General features: G+C 36.7%; 16 protein-coding genes and 1 riboswitch. Of the genes, 4 read left to right on the top strand and 12 right to left on the bottom strand.

Annotation, left to right across the window (positions count from 1 at the left end):
• Window positions 1-14: 14 nt before the first annotated feature.
• The 4 genes from MHH87_RS06575 to MHH87_RS06560 are packed head-to-tail and all read right to left on the bottom strand — an operon-like array spanning window position 15 to window position 4,608.
• Entirely contained in the window at window positions 15-296 is a 282-nt protein-coding gene (locus tag MHH87_RS06575; RefSeq protein ID WP_340748527.1) for a cupin domain-containing protein, read from the bottom strand.
• 39 nt (window positions 297-335) lie between these two features.
• The gene (locus tag MHH87_RS06570) at window positions 336-1,790 is read right to left on the bottom strand and encodes an MATE family efflux transporter (protein WP_340748526.1); all 1,455 of its coding nucleotides are present in this window, start codon (window positions 1,788-1,790) and stop codon (window positions 336-338) included.
• Window positions 1,791-1,835: 45 nt separating this feature from the next.
• On the bottom strand, window positions 1,836-3,308 hold the full coding sequence (locus MHH87_RS06565; protein ID WP_340748525.1) for an aldehyde dehydrogenase family protein: 1,473 nt from the start codon (window positions 3,306-3,308) through the stop codon (window positions 1,836-1,838).
• Between the two features lie 13 nt (window positions 3,309-3,321).
• Entirely contained in the window at window positions 3,322-4,608 is a 1,287-nt protein-coding gene (locus MHH87_RS06560; RefSeq protein ID WP_340748524.1) for an NAD(P)/FAD-dependent oxidoreductase, read from the bottom strand.
• Window positions 4,609-4,796: 188 nt separating this feature from the next.
• On the opposite strand from MHH87_RS06560, the gene MHH87_RS06555 reads away from it, so the two are divergent.
• Window positions 4,797-6,029 carry a MerR family transcriptional regulator gene (locus tag MHH87_RS06555; RefSeq protein ID WP_340748523.1) on the top strand — a complete coding sequence of 411 codons (1,233 nt, stop codon included), beginning with the start codon at window positions 4,797-4,799 and terminating at the stop codon, window positions 6,027-6,029.
• Window positions 6,030-6,334: 305 nt separating this feature from the next.
• Here the strand turns inward: MHH87_RS06555 and MHH87_RS06550 are convergent, their stop codons facing one another.
• The 3 genes from MHH87_RS06550 to MHH87_RS06540 form a co-directional block, all read right to left on the bottom strand.
• Window positions 6,335-7,057, bottom strand: a complete 723-nt coding sequence (locus MHH87_RS06550; protein WP_340748522.1) for an amino acid ABC transporter ATP-binding protein — start codon at window positions 7,055-7,057, stop codon at window positions 6,335-6,337.
• The gene (locus MHH87_RS06545; protein WP_340748521.1) at window positions 7,054-7,737 is read right to left on the bottom strand and encodes an amino acid ABC transporter permease; all 684 of its coding nucleotides are present in this window, start codon (window positions 7,735-7,737) and stop codon (window positions 7,054-7,056) included. The genes MHH87_RS06550 and MHH87_RS06545 overlap by 4 nt, the downstream gene beginning before the upstream one ends.
• A gap of 66 nt (window positions 7,738-7,803) precedes the next feature.
• Window positions 7,804-8,607, bottom strand: a complete 804-nt coding sequence (locus MHH87_RS06540; RefSeq protein ID WP_340748520.1) for an ABC transporter substrate-binding protein — start codon at window positions 8,605-8,607, stop codon at window positions 7,804-7,806.
• An 81-nt stretch (window positions 8,608-8,688) separates the two neighbouring features.
• Window positions 8,689-8,873, bottom strand: a riboswitch (Lysine riboswitch).
• A 160-nt stretch (window positions 8,874-9,033) separates the two neighbouring features.
• On the opposite strand from MHH87_RS06540, the gene MHH87_RS06535 reads away from it, so the two are divergent.
• Complete coding sequence (locus MHH87_RS06535; protein WP_340748519.1) at window positions 9,034-10,701, top strand: M20/M25/M40 family metallo-hydrolase; 1,668 nt, start codon at window positions 9,034-9,036, stop codon at window positions 10,699-10,701.
• Between the two features lie 535 nt (window positions 10,702-11,236).
• Here MHH87_RS06535 and MHH87_RS06530 read toward each other — a convergent pair.
• Window positions 11,237-12,151: an exonuclease domain-containing protein gene (locus MHH87_RS06530; protein WP_340748518.1), complete on the bottom strand. Its 915-nt coding sequence runs from the start codon at window positions 12,149-12,151 to the stop codon at window positions 11,237-11,239.
• Between the two features lie 390 nt (window positions 12,152-12,541).
• Here MHH87_RS06530 and MHH87_RS06525 point away from each other — a divergent pair, with 390 nt between their 5' ends.
• Both MHH87_RS06525 and MHH87_RS06520 read left to right on the top strand, forming a co-directional pair.
• Complete coding sequence (locus tag MHH87_RS06525; RefSeq protein WP_340748517.1) at window positions 12,542-13,474, top strand: C40 family peptidase; 933 nt, start codon at window positions 12,542-12,544, stop codon at window positions 13,472-13,474.
• A 108-nt stretch (window positions 13,475-13,582) separates the two neighbouring features.
• Window positions 13,583-13,900 (top strand): C40 family peptidase, encoded by a 318-nt coding sequence (locus tag MHH87_RS06520; RefSeq protein WP_340750911.1) that lies wholly within the window; start codon window positions 13,583-13,585, stop codon window positions 13,898-13,900.
• A gap of 50 nt (window positions 13,901-13,950) precedes the next feature.
• On the opposite strand, the gene MHH87_RS06515 is transcribed toward MHH87_RS06520, so the two are convergent.
• The 4 genes from MHH87_RS06515 to MHH87_RS06500 all read right to left on the bottom strand — a co-directional run bounded on the left by MHH87_RS06515 (window position 13,951) and on the right by MHH87_RS06500 (window position 18,743).
• Window positions 13,951-15,333 carry a UDP-N-acetylmuramoyl-tripeptide--D-alanyl-D-alanine ligase gene (locus MHH87_RS06515; RefSeq protein ID WP_340748516.1) on the bottom strand — a complete coding sequence of 461 codons (1,383 nt, stop codon included), beginning with the start codon at window positions 15,331-15,333 and terminating at the stop codon, window positions 13,951-13,953.
• Window positions 15,334-15,390: 57 nt separating this feature from the next.
• Window positions 15,391-16,683 carry a YheC/YheD family protein gene (locus MHH87_RS06510; RefSeq protein ID WP_340748515.1) on the bottom strand — a complete coding sequence of 431 codons (1,293 nt, stop codon included), beginning with the start codon at window positions 16,681-16,683 and terminating at the stop codon, window positions 15,391-15,393.
• Between the two features lie 62 nt (window positions 16,684-16,745).
• On the bottom strand, window positions 16,746-17,186 hold the full coding sequence (locus tag MHH87_RS06505) for a hypothetical protein (protein WP_340748514.1): 441 nt from the start codon (window positions 17,184-17,186) through the stop codon (window positions 16,746-16,748).
• Between the two features lie 216 nt (window positions 17,187-17,402).
• Window positions 17,403-18,743, bottom strand: coding sequence for a UDP-N-acetylmuramoyl-tripeptide--D-alanyl-D-alanine ligase (locus MHH87_RS06500; protein WP_340748513.1), 1,341 nt, complete (start codon window positions 18,741-18,743; stop codon window positions 17,403-17,405).
• Window positions 18,744-18,931 lie beyond the last annotated feature (188 nt).

Raw genomic sequence — 18,931 nt, 5'->3', positions numbered from 1 at the left:
TAAACCTCCAATATTTATTTTAAATAGATTTCAGTGTTTAATATAAAATTCTTTTTTACAAGGACAGGACAATCCCATTCACAGACAAGATCTTTAGCTAATGAAGCTACCCATCCCTTCGTAAGATGATATTTTTTTTCGTCAACGGTAATGAACACTTCTCCATCTGTTACATAGAAAACCTCTTGTTCTTCTAGGTGCCACATTCCTTTATCCGTTTCACCTATCCATGGTTCCCACGTATCAACACTTAGTTGTTTAGCTTCTTCATCTGTTACTTCTCTCGCAAAAAACATTATTAACATCTCTCTTTCGTTTGATAGATTAGCAGAGTTCTATAAACTTAGCTTCTTCGTAGTCATTTCATTTAAATACTTGAATTCCTTATTCGCACTCATCTCATTTAAATATTTGAATTCCTTTTTTATAAAATAAAGGGCGATGAGAACGCCAGGAATTTCTGCTGCGGGAAATGAGTACCAGATACCATCCACACCCCAGAATTTCGGAAAGATAAACATGAACGGGAACGCAAACAATACCATTTTACTTACATTAATAAATGTTGCTGTCCAGTTTCTCTCCTGTGCTTCGTAATAGCCGGAGATAAGCATACTAATTGCATTAAATGTAAACAATGAATTAAAAATGATAGTTGTCCAGACGCCTAGTTGATGTAATTCTGGATCTCCGCCAGCGAAAAATGTCACTATTGGATCCGCAAAAATGATGAGCATAGCTGTAGTTATTACAAAGAATGCTGTCGTAAAAATTAGTCCGAACTTGATTGCATCTCTAACACGATCATAATTACCAGCACCGTAATTATAACTAATGATTGGTTGAAGTCCTGTCATTCCACCGAGCGCTGCTAAGGCAAGCAGGTTTGTAACATATCCATTTTGAATGGTGAAAGCGGCTACATGTAGCCCACCACCGTATTCTTGAAGTAAATTATTCATGAAAATTATGGCAAAAAACATCATAAGTTGACCTGAGAAAGAGGCAAATCCCGTCCAAACTACTTCACCGATTTTTTTAAGTTTAATCTTAATATCTTTCATTTTTGGCTTCAGTTTTGTTTTACCAAACCAGAAATAAAATATTAGTAGAGCAGGAACCGATTGCGCAATTGTATTGGCCCATGAGGAACCCATCATTCCCATATCAAATTTCGTGACCAACACCCATTCTGTAGCTCCGGCAACAAGAGCAGCCAACAACCAACTGTTCATGGATAATAAAGGTTTTTCGTCGATAGTAGTTAATATACTAAGTACGACAGCTAATATCGTTATGGGCAGTGTAATCCATAAAAGACGGCTGTATTCCACCGCATAAGAGAGAGACTCACTGCTTGCCCCAAATAATATCATCAATTCTTTTTCATAGACCAATCCTATTACAGCTAGCAAAATAGAAAAGAATAGGGTGAACCACAGAGTTTGACCCATTATTGATCTACCTTCTTCAATCTTCCCTTTTCCTAGTCGGAGAGAAATAACTGCTCCAGCTCCTATTCCAAAAAGAACCCCGACCATACGAGTAATAACCATAACTGTGAAACCAATACCGATCCCTTCAACTTCTAATACCGAAAAATAACTGACGAAATGGCCATCAATAACAGCTACAACCCCAAGAATCAAATTAGCCATAATTCCTGCTAAAGCAAACCGAAAATACAGTGAAGGAATACTTTTTGTTCCTAGTATTGAATCATACTCCACGTTATTTATTGCCTCTGCTTGATCTCTCTTTACCGAGGGACGATTCCCTTCTCTTCCCATAGATATATCCTCCTATATATTCAATTTTATTAGCAAGTTAAACCGTTAATTCGCATACCAGCCTACAGGGTTAGCTTTCTGATGAATATTAATTTGCTTCAATTCCATAAAGTATTCCAGCCCAATAGCACCCAATGATCTTCCAATTCCACTTTGCTTATACCCTCCCCAAGGGCTATCAACATAAGCTAGGTGATAACTATTAATCCAAGTAATTCCCGCTCGCAATTTACTAACCACACGTCTTGCGCGATCTATATCTTCAGTAAATACAGCACCCGCTAATCCATAAATGGAATCATTCGCTTTTCGGACTGCATCTTCCTCATCTTTAAATTTCTCTACAACAAGAACTGGACCAAAAATTTCTTCCTTTACAATACGCATGTTCGGATTTACATCTGCAAAGATCGTTGGAGCAATAAAAAATCCTTGATCGAGCCCATTTTCTGTTATGCGATTACCACCGCATACTAATCTTGCGCCTTCTTCAATTCCAGATTTAATGTAATGTAAAACCTCAATCATATGGGATTCATTTGTAAGTGGCCCCATTTCAATGGTCTCACTTTCCCCATTGCCAACTACAATTTTGTTTGCACGTTCTGCCAATCTCTCTACAAACCTATCGTAAATAGTCTCATGTACTAGTAAACGAGATGCGGCTGTACAAACTTGACCCGCATTGTGGAAAATGCCAAACATGGCATTTTCGACTGCCGTTTCAAAATCCACATCGTCAAATATAATTAGTGGTGATTTCCCCCCTAGCTCAAGCGTGACTTTTTTCATATTGCCAGCAGCAGCTCGCAAAATGCTTTGTCCCGCTTGTGTTCCGCCGGTAAAGGCCACCTTGTCAACTTCAAAACTCTCAGCAAGCTCGTTCCCCATTTTGGACCCAGGTCCTAAAATCAAGTTGGCCACACCTGCTGGAAGACCGACTTCTTCAAAAATTCCAAATAATTTGTATACGCTTACAGGTGTGACTTCAGCAGGCTTAAGGACAACTGTATTTCCTGCGGCAAGGGCCGGAGCAATAGACCAAGCAGCTATCATAAGTGGAAAGTTCCATGGTACAATCAAACCACAAACACCTACCGGTTCCTGAATAATAATCGTTTCCGAAGAGTCAGCGCGGGTATAGGATTCCTGCTCCATAAGTTTGATCTGGTCTGCATAATAGCGGAAGGTTTGAATGGTAACAGGAATATCCACATTTGTAGTAGCACGAATAACCTTACCGTTATTTTCTGTTTCCAAGAGTGCTATTTCTGCCGCCTTTTCTTCAAGACGATCTGCTATCTTATAAAGATAATCAGCTCTTTCATCTACTGATAAATTTGACCAGATGCCGCTATCAAACGCTCCACGAGCTGCCTTGATTGCTAATTTTGTATCTTCTACGGTTCCACTAGCAGCCGACGCAATCACCTCTCCAGTTGCTGGATTTAAAATGTCTTTTCTTCCACCTGATAACGATTCTCTCCATTCTCCATCAATAAACATGTTAATGTTCATTAGTATCTCTCCTTTATCTAATTTTATCTAGCACTTTGAATCCAATATGTGCAAGGTTTACCAACATCGTTTTTTGATTATAAAATGGGATTGTTTTTAGACGTTCCTTTTCAAAACGATATCCTCCTGCATCTCCCGTAACAATCCATTGAGCCAATAACTTACCGAACAACGTAGTAAGCGATGCTCCATGTCCAGAATAACCTGTTGCGAAATAGGCACCTTCTTTAGACCTACCTACCACTGGAAAAGTGTCCATAGTTACTCCAATAAAGCCACCCCATTGGTAATCGATCTTGCTTCCAGCCAATTTTGGCATAGTTGTCACCATAGCATCATAAACACTTTGGTAGACGCTATCTCCTAAGTTTGGTCGGATATCCCCCCCTCCAAAAATCATTCGATTATCAGGTGTACGACGGAAATAGTATAGGAAGTTACTTGTATCGAAAACCATACGATCTTTAGGGATGATGGTATTCAACAGTGATTCCGGAAGCTGTTCTGTAGCAATCATACGTGCTGAAACAGGGAGTACACCTTTGTTTAACTCATTTATGATTTTTCCGGAGTAGCCATCTGTAGCCACGATAATATCCCTCGCAGTAACAACCCCATTTTCTGTTACAACTTTCACACTTGATTGACCATATTCAATTGATAATGCTTTCGAAAACTCAAAGATTTTCGCGCCAACTGATTTAGCGGCTTCTGCCAAACCAATTGCATAGTTCAGCGGATGGAATGAGTAGCTTGAATTGTCAACTAAGCAACCATGATAAATTGGAGAATCAATCTCTTTATGTAACTGACTTTTATCAAGTACACTTGATTCATAACCGAAATTTTTATTTAAATATTCGCTTTCAGCTTTCAATCCTTCAAAATGTTTCGCCTTGAAAGCTGTTACAATATGACCCGTCCTTCTAAAATCACAGTTAATTTGATGCTCTTCTATAATTTCTTTTACTAGTTCAACACTAAGCAATGAAAGATCATTTAGTTGTTTCGCTTCGACAGGTCCATATTTTTTAGAAAGCTCCTGCATTGTTGGTTTATAGCCTGGTAATACCATTCCACCGTTACGACCGCTGGCACCATATCCAATCGATTCTTGTTCAAGCACAATAACGCTTCGACCTAATTTCTGTAAATGGTACGCAGAAGAAAGGCCTGTAAATCCTGCACCAATAATGACAACATCTGCCTCTACATTTCCTTCAAGAGACTTTTCTTTTTTATAGCTGTTTTCAGTCGCTTTCCACAATGAAAGCGTATCCATTCGATCCATATTATCCATATAGTATTTCTTCTCCTTTGTTGACTGATATGTTACAATAATCCCAAAACTTTTCTGACTATTCAGACTTAATAGAGCTATCATAATATTTGGTGCTGACTCAAAGTCAATAGTCTTTTGTTCATTTTTTAGACATATTTCCAAAAAAAAATGGAGTAACTCCACTTTTTTTATTAGGGGGGAAATCTATGAAAATCGGTACATTTGCAAAGATTTTCGATGTATCAAACGATACTGTTCGTTATTACATCGAGCTTGGTTTGTTACTTCCGGACAAAAAAAACACCCAGTATCAAATGAATCAATCGAGCCACGATGATATGGCTTTTATTGCTAAGCTAAAAAAACTCCATTTTTCACTTCAAGAAATACAACAAATTCTATCGTATCAGCGTGTTACAAATTTCATGGACCATGAAGATATCGACTACTACAACACCTTGCTAATTGATAAAAAAAACCAGCTAATCCAGAAAAAAAATGAATTATCAAGGGCAATCCAATTAATTGAAAAATCGGTTCATACCAGTTATCCTGTATCCGAAAGGGAAAATTTAACAGGAGTCCCGCTAGCCTTTGTAAATATTCTCTATTGTCCAAAGTGCCACATCCCACTTGAAATGAAAGATGTGTCGATTAATAATAATTCCATTCAAAAAGGATGTTTAACTTGTACTTGTGGTTACGAAGCAGTTATTGAAGAAGGTATTATCATCACCGCGAACTTGTATGAGACTTCTCCATATCCGTCCTATTTTTACGACATACAAACAATTAAAGAGATGAATCACGGAATGATAAATTTGTTTGAAAAAAGTAACTTTTGGTTTCAAAAAGCACTGCAAAAAATAGATTTGAAAAACAAATTAATTGTGGAAACCAACATTGATGCCTTTGTGACACTACCCAAATACATTGACAATTTCGACTTGTGTGCATCCTATGTATTCAGCGGCTACTCACTTGCGATGCTCAAGAAGGTTAGAAAAAGGATTGAAGGTATCAATCCTTTACTTAACGTACTTTATATTTTGAATTCCGATTTAAACCTGCCATTGAAACCCCTTAGTATCGATGTTTTTGTGGACAGTTTAACAACAAATGATTTTTCATTACTCAATCCACAGTTTCCTATACGTATTCTAAAAAACCGTTTCCACAGCGATTCAATCATCGTTGGGGGGTACTCTTATTATGATAGTTCGTCCAAATCATTGAGAAATATTTCATCCATATATCCAGATTCTCACCAACACATTTTATTTCCAAATTACATAGAGGAGAATTTATTAGTTAATGGATTTCAAATAATACAAAGCGAAAATATCGGTTATTGTACAGATCCTGGACCTTTTTTTGATTATCATGTTAAGGATGAAAAGTTCCACATGTTAATGTATTTAGCCGGTTCGGTAATGTAGAAGATTAGAAAGACACATCTCGCCCAATTTAGGGAGAGATGATGTCCTTACTTATGCAGATAAGAAAGTTATACTTTCTTATCTGCATAAAAAGTAGGTCATAAAATGACTAGTTTACGAATGAGACCGTTTTTATATTCTAAATACTCCACCTATTTCATTTTTATTTCTTAAAGCTATACTTTTTATTAATGGGATTATTATAAAAAGAAAAAACCTCATTTATTTGTGGTACGGTTCTCCGCAACATGTCTAATAGCGAAAAAACCTACCTTCCGATAAAGCAGAAGGTAGATTTTCCATTTTTATAATATTTGATTCAAAAACCTTTGTGTTCGCTCATGTTTTGGCTGAGCAAAAATATCGCTTGGATGTCCTTCTTCAATAATATTGCCGTCTGCAAGCATGATGACCCGGTCTGCTACTTCTTTTGCAAAGCCCATTTCATGGGTCACAATCACCATCGTCATCCCTTCACTTGCGAGATCTTTCATAACCTGAAGGACTTCACCGACTAGCTCAGGGTCCAAGGCGGAAGTCGGCTCATCAAAAAGCATAACTTTCGGTTCCATCGCCAATGCTCTTGCAATCGCTACACGCTGCTTTTGTCCTCCTGATAACTGTTCGGGGTAATAGTTTGCCTTATCCTCTAACCCTACCTTTTGAAGGAGTTTCTTTGCTTTTACAATAACTTCACTTTTCGCCTTTTTTCTAACAAAAATCGGTGCTTCAATAATGTTTTCAAGTACGGTTTTATGAGGGAAAAGATTAAAGTGTTGGAACACCATTCCTACTTTTTCTCTTACTTTATTTAAATCCGTTTTTGCTATATCTATTTTTTCTGAATCAATGAAAATTTCACCGCTTTGTGCCACTTCTAAAAAGTTTAGGCATCGAAGTAGTGTACTTTTACCTGAACCACTTGCACCGATTAAAACAACTACCTCTTGCTCATTTATACTTAAGTTGATATTCTTTAAAACTTCAAGCTTTCCAAAGGACTTTGAAAGATTATGAATTGCAATCATGCTATATTAACCTCCTTAGGTTTGCTAACATCCATTTTCTGCTCAATTCGTTTAGCAATCCAAGTGAAAACAAGCACAATTACTAAATAATAAATTCCGACGACAAAATAGGTTTCAAATGGCATATAGTTTTCTCCCTGGACTCCTAGGGCTGTGTTATATAAATCTATTACCGAAATATAAGCGACAAGGGAAGAATCCTTTAAGCCAATAATGAACTGATTGGCCAAAGGAGGGATGGATCTTTTGAAAGCTTGTGGAAAGATAATTCTTCTCATTGCAAGAGAGGAAGACATTCCTAAAGACCTTGCTGCTTCCATCTGTCCGCGATCAATTGATTGTACGGATCCTCTAAAGATTTCTGCAATATAAGCACCGGTATGAATACCCAATGCCAATGCACCTGCTGTGAAATTGTCTAAATTAATTATATTGGCCAACCCATAATACAAAAACATAAGCTGAACAATGAGAGGCGTTCCCCTGATAATTCCAATATAAATATCGGCAATCCAATTTAGGATCCTCTTTGAAGAAATTTTAAAACAAGCAAAAACAAGTCCAATAATCATCGCAAACAGCAAGGAAATAGCCGTTATCGAGATCGTCATCCAAGAAGCTTTTAAAAAGGCAACTCCATGTTCACTAAAAATATCCACGATATTTTGTAAAAAATCCATGAGACCAGCCTCCTTCCTTTATATTACAAGCGCCTAGTAAAAGGTGCTTGCTTGAAATACTAATAGCTATCTTTCCATAATGTTTGTATTAAACCACTTCATACTAATTTTTTCGTATGTGCCATCATCAATCATGGATTGAAGTGCATCGTTGATTTTGTTTGCGAGATCTTTATTTCCTTCAGTGATCCCTATACTCACGCGGTCCTCATTTAACAAATCGCCAATAGGTTTGATTTTTAAGCCTTTTTCATTTTTTGCACTTACACCAACAATTTTATCGGTGATAACCGCATCCAAGCGTCCAAGTGCCAAATCTTGAAGTGCATTAACGTCAACTGGATAGCCCTTTACATTATTAGGGGATGTTAATGTTTCAGCTATACTTTTCCAAGTACTTGCTTGAATAACTCCGATTGTTTTACCTTTTAAATCTTCTTTTGACTGGATATCCGTATTGTTTTCTGCAACAAAGATTTGTGCACCTGACAGATAATACGGTTCAGTAAAATCAATTTGCTTATCACGTTCAGGTGTTGCGGTCATGCTTCCGATAATCGCATCATATTTATTTGCCTTTAGCCCTTGAATAATTGTTTCCCAAGGATTTGTTACAGGATTCGCCTCAAGCCCCATTCGTTTAGCAATTTCAGTTCCAATTTCCACATCGAATCCAGCCAACTTACCATCCTTTTTGAAGTTCAATGGCGGATACTGCCCTGTCATCGCAAATGTTAATGATCCTTCTTTGACTAACTCATTTTCAGATCCACTTGTTGTCTCCTTTTCTCCTTGATTACTTTTCTGCGTGCCACATGCGGATAAAACCAACAACATTGCCGCCACTAAAAAAATTGAAAACTTTTTCATTTGTGTTCCTCCTTTGAAATAAAAAAAACACTGTCGCTTTTATTTGACAGTGTTTTAAATACACCCTCATCTCTTTGCATTTGTTGTGATAGTTCTCCACAATTCAAAGGAATTGTGACAGTTCTGCCCCTATTCGAGTGCAGCCCCAGCTAAATTGAAAATAGTGATTTCAAAATGCTTCGGCGATTCATCCTTTTTCCCATTTTCCTAGATTTCACTAAATCTCCAATAGGATACTTTTATAAATCGCGACCTCTACCCCACCTAATGCTAAAGATGAGGATTTGATATGAAATTTAATAACTTTGTCCATTATAGTAGAATATTTCGCATAGTACAATAGAAATTTATGGCTGTACACTTGACGAGGTTTATATCTTAAGTTACATTTTGATAAAATAACATGCAAAAAAAGGAGGAAGTCATATGTTGAATTGCCGTGATGATATACTTACTTATACGAAACAGCTTGTTAACATAGAAAGTATCGTAAATACAACTGGCGAGGGGACAATCGCCCATTCTTTATTCCAGACCATCTCTTCATTACCATACTTTTTACATAATCCTGGGTCAGTAACTTTAGAGAAGACTATAAACGATGATCAAGAACGATATAATGTTATGGCATTTGTTAAAGGAAAAAAAGGAAATAGCAACGACACAATTATTTTAATGGGCCATATAGATACGGTCGGGATCGATGATTTCAACCAGTTGAAAGAACATGCCTGTTCTCCAGATGACCTAATGGAAGCATTGAAAAAGGAAAAATTACCTACTTCAGCCAAAGAACATTTAGAATCCGGGGATTGGTTGTTTGGCCGTGGTGTCCTTGATATGAAAAGCGGCGTTGCTAGCAATCTCTATCTCTTAAAGTACTATTCCGAACATCTTGAGGAACTGGACGGCAACATTTTGTTGTTAGCAGAATGTGACGAGGAAGACGGCTCACACGGAGTTCTTTCCTCTTTAAAAACGTTGAAAAAATGGAAAGAGGAACATGGTTTTAAATATATTGCAGCCATCAATTCTGATTTCGTTTCACCCCGCTTTGAAGGAGATGAAAATCGCTATATCTATAAAGGAACAGTTGGCAAACTGCTGCCATCATTTTTTATAACCGGTGCAGAAACACATGTTGGTTCAGCTTTTGAAGGTTTGGATCCTAACTTTATCGCTGCCGAACTGACAAAGCAAATAAACTATAATCCTGAGCTTTGTAACGAGGCTTATGGAGAAACGACAGTTCCGCCCGTATCATTAAAACAAACGGACTTAAAACCATCTTATACCGTTCAAACAGCACTATCCTCTTATGTTTATTATAATTTCTTTATTCACTCTTGGTCTCCAAAAGACGTACTGGTCAAGCTTAAAGATCAAGCCATGATCGCTTTTGCCAACGCGCTTGCTACTTTTGAAGAGAGGTATCACAAATACAGTGAAATTAGTGGCGAACCTTTTGTTTCGCCCCCTTGGAAGCCGAGAGTTGTTACATTTGAAGAAATGGAACAATTATTAATCAAAGAAAACGGTGATTCATACATTGTACACATGAATGAATTTAAAGAAGTCCTCTTGACAAATACGGTATTAGATACGCGAATGTTTGCTGCACGAGTTGTCGAGGAAGCCTGGAAATGGATGAAGGATAAAGATCCGGCTATTATTTTATTTTACTCTTCCCTATACTCTCCAAGGATTGAAGTGACAGGGAAAACAACTGATGAGCTTAACTTAATTAGCGCGCTTGATAAAGCAGTGGAGACAATACAGCCAGAATATCCACATCCAATTGTTACTCGAAACTTTTTCCCGTATATCTCTGATATGAGCTTTATGGCTCTAAGTGATGATGAAGATGGCATCAACGCCGTTTCGACAAATAACCCTGGTTGGGGCACAAAACACTATGTCGAGTTTCAAGATATCCGAGATATAAATGTCCCTGTTATTAATATCGGTCCATATGGTTTGGATGCTCACAAGAAACTTGAAAGAATGGAAATGAAATACTCATTAGAAATAGTACCAAATATAACAAACCAAGTTATCCAAAATCTATTAACCAACGAAGAAAAAAGCCTGTAGCTCATCGACAGGCAATAGTGCCTGTCATTTCCCGATAAATAATGAATTTTTCATTAGAAAACGAACAGTGACAGGCACTTATTTAAAACAGACATTTTTGAATTTGGATAAACGAAAACCACCTAAAACATTGTTAATTCAACGTTCTAGGTGGTTCTTTTCTTAACAGTATTTTCTTATGATACGATTCACCTTGAATGGTCTAAGTGTGGTTCATTAAATTAAGGTTTTTATCGGAGTAAACGTCTGTTCTTCTATTTTCGCATACAACTCGGAATGATTTAACAAATTAAACCACCAAAACACTATTAATATAATGTTTTGGCGGTTACTTTAAAAACCTCATTTACTTATGATACGGTTCACCGTATCATAAGCGCAAAATAGTAATTCCAACACAGTATATAGTGCATAAGAAACGTACCGAACTTAATAAGTATTATTCATTCAAAATAAAACAGACATTTACTCTCAGGTGAAAAAACAAAAAGAGGTCGTATTTAACATGTAAAATGTTAAATACGACCTCTTTCATTCACATTTTGACTAATTTTATAAAATCCTGTTCGACAATGATTTCAATTTTATACCCTTGCAAAATCATCTGTTCCACTTTTTGCATTTTTGTGCTCTTTATACCTTGCACATACTTGTCCAATGCACGATCGCCTACTACTAAATAATTCGTTTGATTATCTACAGTCCCTGTACAATTTGCGCCACAATCCACTGCGTATTGAGCTGCTTGTATTCTCGTCATCGCAACCATCTCCCCAGTAAACACAATGATTGCTCCATTAAACGGATGCCCACTCCTCGGTGTAGTGGAGGGCTTTACAAGAGAGTAAATTTGAGCATCTGAATAACGAGGTTTCGAACGGCTTGTCCTTTTAGCTACCTCGTTTGATGCCCCAATCTTTAGTTTGTTTAACTTAGCTAATTCATGAACAGAATTTGTTTTCGTTTTTTTCAATGCTTCTAATGTTATCAAAGCAGCAGCACGCGCATCCTCTAATGCATCATGGTGTCTTAAGCTAATATTTAAGTAGTTTGATACTGTAGACAGCTTATGATTATATAAATCCGGCCAAACCTTTTTAGCAATTTGGTAGGAGCATCCGTAGTCAAAATTTGGTGTTACTTCATGACAGCGTTTTAAAGATTCACGAAGCACACCGATATCAAAGCTAGCATTGTGTGCAATAATTGTTTGATTTTCGACGAAATGTTTAAATTCAGGCCAAAACTCCTCAAATGTAGGTGCACTAGATACCATCTCCTCAGTAATACCGTGAATTTTCGTATTGTAATAGTGAAATTCACTCAATGGATTAATAAGTGAGTGTAGTTCTTCCTGAATCTTGCCATTTTTTACTTTTACGATTCCAATTGAGCAAACACTAGATCGTATACTATTAGCTGTTTCAAAATCGATTGCTACAAATTCCATTTTTCTTCCCCCAGTTGAAATCATTATTTAAAAGAATTATCTCACATTTCTCGCAATAAACGAAACGCTTCCCCACCCTTGCTAAATATATTCATAGAGCTTTTTTTCCAAGTTACTTTACATCATCTCAGATGAACTAAACCCTATTTATCGGACATAAATTAATAGAAGTACTATTCACTCACGTACTCCATAATCTATGGTTCTAGTCCTTAATATGTTAATTTGTAATATTTTTAATCAAACTGTAAACTCCATCAACAAAGCCCTTCATATCAAGGTTTACAGGCCCTCCAAAACAACCATGGAAACATTTACCTCCTGAAACAACACTTTTGCATGCTATGATTTTATTAGTTCTACGAAAACTTCTAGGAGGAATTACACAGCATGAATAAATATTTTTTAAAGACGACACTTGCACTTACAATTGGTTTTAGTTCGTTGGGAATGTTACCAGGAACAAGTCAACCAATAGAAGTAGAGGCTGCAACCACAAATACACAAAATAACAATCAAGCCGTTGCAGCGAAAGCGGACCAGCTAATTCAAACAGGTAAAAGCTTAATAGGTAAGTCAACGTATAGTAATACAGTGTACAAGCCTACTGCTCCATACAAATTCTCTTGTGCTACATTTCTAATGTACATTTTCGAAAAAAACGGCGTAGATCTTGCGACATATAACGAAAATTATATGATCCAACAAGGTACGTATGTTACGCGAAATCAATTACAAAAAGGGGATTTACTCTTCTTTAAGAGTAAAAAGACAGGAACAGATCCTGATCACGTTGGTATGTATATTGGTAACAACAAAATGATACACATGGCTGACTCTAAGCAAAATATCGTCATTTCTGACTTAAATAGCAAACCATATTATACAGAAAATTATGTATCTGCCCGAAGAGTATTACCTACTTTAATGTCAGCTAATCCAGCAACTAAAGGTGACAAGATTGTTCAAAACGCTTATGATTTAAAAAACAAAGTAAAAATTAGCACAACGAATAATGAAAAATACCTACGCTTTACAGCCCCTGGATTTGTAGAGTACGTCTATCAAAAAAGTGGCGTAAATTTGGGTACTACGAACTTAAAAGCGCAAATGAACCTTGGAAAGACTGTTTCACGCGCCAATTTAAAGAAGGGGGATTTAGTGTTCTTTAATAGTGTAAAAGGTTCTAAAACTCCTTCTCTTGTAGCTATCTATGCGGGTAACCATCGTCTGATTATTCCAAATTCTGATGGTGTTATTACAAGAGTACTGTTAGTTGACTATTACAATGAGCATTATATTACAGCAAAACGAGTTTTTTAAGAAAGCTCAGTTCCGACTGTCAGCTTACCATCTGGAACTTCAGATAAATTTATCAATACTACATCAAGCCTTATTGGAAAAGCAAAATTCAGCTATTCATAAAACGAAATTTCACTCACATTTACGAGTGCTAGCTTTACGTACTGTGTCTTTAAACAGCATAGAATTGATTTAAAGGATAAATTAGCAAGTAAACAAGCATTAGCTGGGAAAGCCGTATTAATATCACAACTGCAAAAAGGCGAACATATTTTCTTCTCAACAAATAATGGCGGGAAGACGATTACGGAAACAGGCATTTATCTTGGAAACAATCAATATATTAGTATGACATCAGGCAATGTAGGGAAGAAAAACTTAAGTACCACTTTGGTGCAACAAAACTACGTAACTGCACGCCGCGTTATCAAGAACATATACAAATAAAAGAAGCATTCCATAACGTTAAAGTGGATGCTTCTTTTTCTTGTTCTAAGCTATTTTTTTAAGCTATTTGCAAATTCAATCATGGACTTACTAGACATAGGGCCCTTTATGAGCACAATCGTATCACTATCGATCTTTGACTTTAGTACATCGAGTACCCCTGTGACATCTTTAAAAATATGAACCTCTGCCTTTGTTCTCTCTTTTATCGCTTGATTGGCTATTTCTTCTGCCTTTGTTCCAATTGTAATAAGCATATGAATATTTCTTTTTGCAACCATCGTGCCAATTTCACGGTGATACTTTTTTTCGAAGTTACCTAGTCGGTTAATATCGCCAAGTAAGAGGATTACCTTTTTATCTTTTCCTATCGTATCCAAAACTTTCAATGCTGCTTCAACAGATGTAGGGTTATTTGTCCATGTATCGTCAATAATGGTACTTCCTTCTATGCCACTTGAAAACTCTAAGTGTCTTGCCATTTGTTTAAATGATCTTAAATGAGCGATGGCTTTTTCGATCGTCAATCCCATTTCTTTTACAGCCGCCATGGCAGCTAGTGCATTATAAACTTGGTGTTCACCGAATCCAGGAACAGACACAGAATAGGTTTTATTGGACACATGGAGTTGAAATTTCATACCGTTATTTGTGAATTGAATATTGGCGGCTTTGAAATCTGCCTGTCCTTGTACACCAAACGTAATAACCTTACCTTTAAAGCTGTGCAATGGAATTTTTTTCGTATTTTCATCATCTGCATTGATTATTAATGTACCTTCATTGGATAATCCTTCTACAATTTCTGACTTTGCCTTTATATAACCTTCTAGATTTTTGCATCCATCTAAATGATGCACACCGATATTTGTAATGATGCCAATTGTAGGTTTGTATATCATACATTGATGTTTAATATTCCCTGTGTTTCCTAGACCTAGCTCGAACACAGCTGCTTTTGTATCCTTCTCGATACCAGTTAAATAAGGCAATGATTGACGGGGCTCATTTTTACTGCTTACAGATGCCTGCACCGGCCATTCCTTACTTACGATGTATTTAATCATTTCTTTCGTCGTTGTTTTCCCACATGTTCCGGTTAATGCAACAACGGGTATTTGAAAAAGGCCTCGGTAATAATCGATAAATGTCCAGTATGCCTGCATAATACTCCTCACTCTAATAACGGTAGTATTACCAAGCGCATTCTTTAGCTCATTAATAGGTTTATCGGAAATGACAAGAGAAGGCCCTTTATTATTGATGGCTTGCCAGTTGATTGAATCATTTTTATTTACAAATATAAGTGTATTGGAATGTGTCAAATCATGCCGTTCATAATAAATCGCATGCCTGACATGCCAATCCACTGAACCATTTAGTAATTCTCCTTGCAGTAATTTCTGAATATCCTTCACGAGTAACTGTTTCAAGATAACACCTCCACCTAGTATAGTATGAACAGCTTTTTTTGATGATTGGATATAAACTCACTTTTTTTTCGCATTTCTAACATCCACTATCGTTTTATACATTGTTTTATCTTCCAATTTATTAAACATCTTGACGTCAGGAACCATATTGCCTTCAATAATCCACAAGGTCCCCCTTTTTGTCATGCCGATGTCAAAGCCAATAATAGAAAGCTCTCCATTGTTTTCTTCCAACAGCTCTGAAGCAAGCAAACTAATCTTGTTCAGCCGAGCATCGAGATTTTTGGCATGAATTTGTGGGATTTTTGCATCCTGTATTGCCTGATCTAACGTTAGTAATTTCTGCGCTGCATTCGTTATAATAAACTGTTCGCCCGCGACTTTTACAATCTTTCCTGTTACTTTCCACGCTGCACTCACCTTTTGCGTTACTACACGTACATCAATTGGACAGTTGTTAATCGTAGCTAATGTAATTTTTTGTTGTACAATGTAATCGCTTTTGAATAAATAGGTCTTTTTTATAAAATGAAACGCTTCATCCAAGCTCGGTTTCACTACCTTTTTTATTCCTACATGAATTTCATAGGTCAAGTCACTTTTTTGACTAATTTGAATGACTCCTTTTCCATTTTGACCGATGCATGGTTTCAGAATGATGGCTTTATAATGTTGTAAATATTGGTGAAACGTTTCTTGCGTCAGTAAATCTGTATTAGGCAAATATTTACGAATTTTTCGCTTTCTATTTAATACATGATACTGGCTCCACTTACTGTTCGGAAAATGAAGGACCGTATCAAAAATCCATATATTCCCACGCCAATCGAATGCTATGTCTAGCACAATCGTATGGCAACCTGAAAACGATTTCCCTAGCCTTTTAGCTGTACGAGTGACTACCTGCTGTATTCTCTTAAAATAGATTCTAGCAAGTAGCGGATTGAAGATCGAATGTGCCTGCTTCGTTTTCGATGCTACGTACCATTCAGATAACGGCGTGTTTCTGTGCATTGTCACAAACTGTCGAAATAATTTATTAGTAGATGGTGACTTTTGAATAATATAGTATTGTTGTGTCATTCCATTTTGTATTGCTATAAATAATGCTTCTTTGCCCTGCACTGTTGACACCAAGTCATTTGTTTGAATATGGTATAGATTATTTTTTTGAAATATACAGATTGCCTCTGAACCATAAACAGGTTTGATGACAATTGACTCATTTACACCCAACATTGTTAATAAGGATTGCTTTGATAATAGTTCCGTTTTAACGAGATGCTTTCTTAATTGTTCATCAGCTCTTAATATTTTGTATTGGCTAATCCTCCCTCTACTAGCCTTCATTTCCTAACTCCTCCTCGTTTTAAAAAACCCTCAGTCAATTTCAACTGAGAGTTTCACTACTATTACAAAGTCTGACAGCCTAATGCAACAATAGAACCTTGCGCAACAGGCACTGCACCATTTTGATTAAAGAAACCGTTAATTACAAAGCTTTGAACAATATCATTCGCCGCTTGAGCAACTTGATCCCTAAAAGTTGCTTCAAAAGAAAACTCCTGCATTCCAATCGTTCCTGTACCTTTTACTGTAACAACACAGTTCTGCCCTTCCCTTACACATGTAACACTAGTGATGGCATTGGCCGTAAACAAGAAGCTAAATTGATTTGGCGTCTCTGTATCATCAAATGCTAATGAAAGTGTAGAAGAAGCAAGTGTCGTCACACAAACATCTGCTAGATACGTCAAATTCCCAGTAATCGTACCCCGCACCCCGTCAAATTTGACGTTTTCTCTTTGTTTAGTTGCATTAACAATTACCCCACAAGGACAAATTACACCCATATATTTCTCTCCCTTCTTATTAGATTATTACAATATATTATCGTGGGGACTTCGAAGGCACAGTATTTGTCACGTAGTAGTAGAGAAGATTTACTTTTCTATCTAGCATTTGAAAAACAAAACTCGTCCAAAATAGAGCGAGTTGATGTCCTTATCACTGTGGATGGGTAAGTTGTACTTTCTTATCCACTAAAAAATTCCCACTGAATAATAACTCTATTCAGTGGGTAAAGATGATTTCTTCATTTTTGAGGCTAACTCATGTATTGATTTGCTGTACATATCCCCTTTTATTAGTACAATCGTATTGGCATCCACAATATCATGTAATAATTGGTAACCAAGGACATTATTTTTAAACGAATAGACTGGGACGCCAATTCCTAATTTCACAGCATGGTCAGCAATGATTTTAGCATGATCCCCAATGGTGATCAGCACATCTACACCAATGTCATGAATCAATTCCCCTGCCTGCTCATGAATAATATATCCACTTGACCCTAAATCCGTAATCGTGCCAATGACTGCCACCTTTTTTTTGCTTTTTCCAAGTGCATTTAATACTTCTAATGCAGCGCTTAAGGAAGTCGTTGTAATACTCCATGTATCATCTATCAGTATTGAGTCATTGATACCTTCAAACAGTTGTAGATGTTTATTCAACTGTCGGAATGATTGTAACTGAACAGCAGCCTCTGGAATTGTTACACCCATTTCATAAACCGCCGCAATGGAAGCAAGTGCGTTATACACTTGATGCTCACCAAATCCTGGTATGAATATGTCATAACTTTTCATCTTGTGATGCAGAATAAATTGCATGCCGTCTTGAGTGTAGCGAATATGACTTGCTCTAAAATCACAAGACGCATCCTTACCAATTTTAATAATGCGCCCGCGAAAACTCGTCATATCTACTTTACTTGTGTTGACGTCCTCTATATTGATTATTAATGTACCTTTAGGATCAATAGCTTGCACCATCTCGCCCTTTGCCTGGATATAACCGTCTAGAGTTTTGCAATAATTTAAATGGTGTGCCCCGATATTTGTGATAATCCCGATTGTCGGTTTGAAGTAATTACCTGCATTACTTATATCCCCAGGTGAGCCGACAGCTGTTTCGAAAATGGCTACTTCAGTATCATCTTCTATGCTGAGTAAATATTGCAAAAAAGCCGTTCTAGAATTACTGCTAAGAATTGTTGCCGTCACTTTTTTTTCAAAAGATAGAATATGTTTAATCATCTCTTTCGTCGTCGTTTTTCCAGAAGTTCCTGTGATGGCCACAACGGGTATTTGAAATTGATAACGGTAGAAGTGCACAAATTTCCAGTACGCTTCTTCTACATTAGCTACTTTAATGGTGATTACACCTTTAGGAATCTCTTTTTGTCTATAAGGCCAGTCTGTTACAAGCACGAGAGGAGTAAATGGTTCAAGCTTTTTCCAGTTAATTATTCGCTTACTTGTAAAAAGAGCTGTATTTGAATTTTTAACCTGTTTTAGACGATAGGCGCCGTACTGGATCATTTCATTATCTGAACCTTGCATCCATTCACCTGAAACAATAACTGCTAAATTTTTTACCGTGATAGGCTTAATTTCAATTCACACTCCTTCATTATCTATCATATGTACCTTGACAAAAGATGATTGGATAAAGACGTGATACATAACCAGATGAAAACTATTTATTATCATACCTATAGAATATGTAGTAAGAACGGAAGTATCAATTA

The sequence above is a fragment of the Solibacillus sp. FSL H8-0538 genome (assembly GCF_038003525.1).
Classification (GTDB): Bacteria; Bacillota; Bacilli; order Bacillales_A; family Planococcaceae; genus JBBOPI01.
The sequence above is the reverse complement of the archived record's forward strand: the minus strand, read 5'-3'. Positions and strand labels throughout refer to the sequence as shown.

Coding starts and splice junctions, on each gene's coding strand:
- MHH87_RS06575 (WP_340748527.1), bottom strand. CDS start 296: ATGTTTTTTGCGAGAGAAGTAACAGATGAAGAAGCTAAACAACTAAGT.
- MHH87_RS06570 (WP_340748526.1), bottom strand. CDS start 1,790: ATGGGAAGAGAAGGGAATCGTCCCTCGGTAAAGAGAGATCAAGCAGAG.
- MHH87_RS06565 (WP_340748525.1), bottom strand. CDS start 3,308: ATGAACATTAACATGTTTATTGATGGAGAATGGAGAGAATCGTTATCA.
- MHH87_RS06560 (WP_340748524.1), bottom strand. CDS start 4,608: ATGGATAATATGGATCGAATGGATACGCTTTCATTGTGGAAAGCGACT.
- MHH87_RS06555 (WP_340748523.1), top strand. CDS start 4,797: ATGAAAATCGGTACATTTGCAAAGATTTTCGATGTATCAAACGATACT.
- MHH87_RS06550 (WP_340748522.1), bottom strand. CDS start 7,057: ATGATTGCAATTCATAATCTTTCAAAGTCCTTTGGAAAGCTTGAAGTT.
- MHH87_RS06545 (WP_340748521.1), bottom strand. CDS start 7,737: ATGGATTTTTTACAAAATATCGTGGATATTTTTAGTGAACATGGAGTT.
- MHH87_RS06540 (WP_340748520.1), bottom strand. CDS start 8,607: ATGAAAAAGTTTTCAATTTTTTTAGTGGCGGCAATGTTGTTGGTTTTA.
- MHH87_RS06535 (WP_340748519.1), top strand. CDS start 9,034: ATGTTGAATTGCCGTGATGATATACTTACTTATACGAAACAGCTTGTT.
- MHH87_RS06530 (WP_340748518.1), bottom strand. CDS start 12,151: ATGGAATTTGTAGCAATCGATTTTGAAACAGCTAATAGTATACGATCT.
- MHH87_RS06525 (WP_340748517.1), top strand. CDS start 12,542: ATGAATAAATATTTTTTAAAGACGACACTTGCACTTACAATTGGTTTT.
- MHH87_RS06510 (WP_340748515.1), bottom strand. CDS start 16,683: ATGAAGGCTAGTAGAGGGAGGATTAGCCAATACAAAATATTAAGAGCT.
- MHH87_RS06505 (WP_340748514.1), bottom strand. CDS start 17,186: ATGGGTGTAATTTGTCCTTGTGGGGTAATTGTTAATGCAACTAAACAA.
- MHH87_RS06500 (WP_340748513.1), bottom strand. CDS start 18,743: ATGCAAGGTTCAGATAATGAAATGATCCAGTACGGCGCCTATCGTCTA.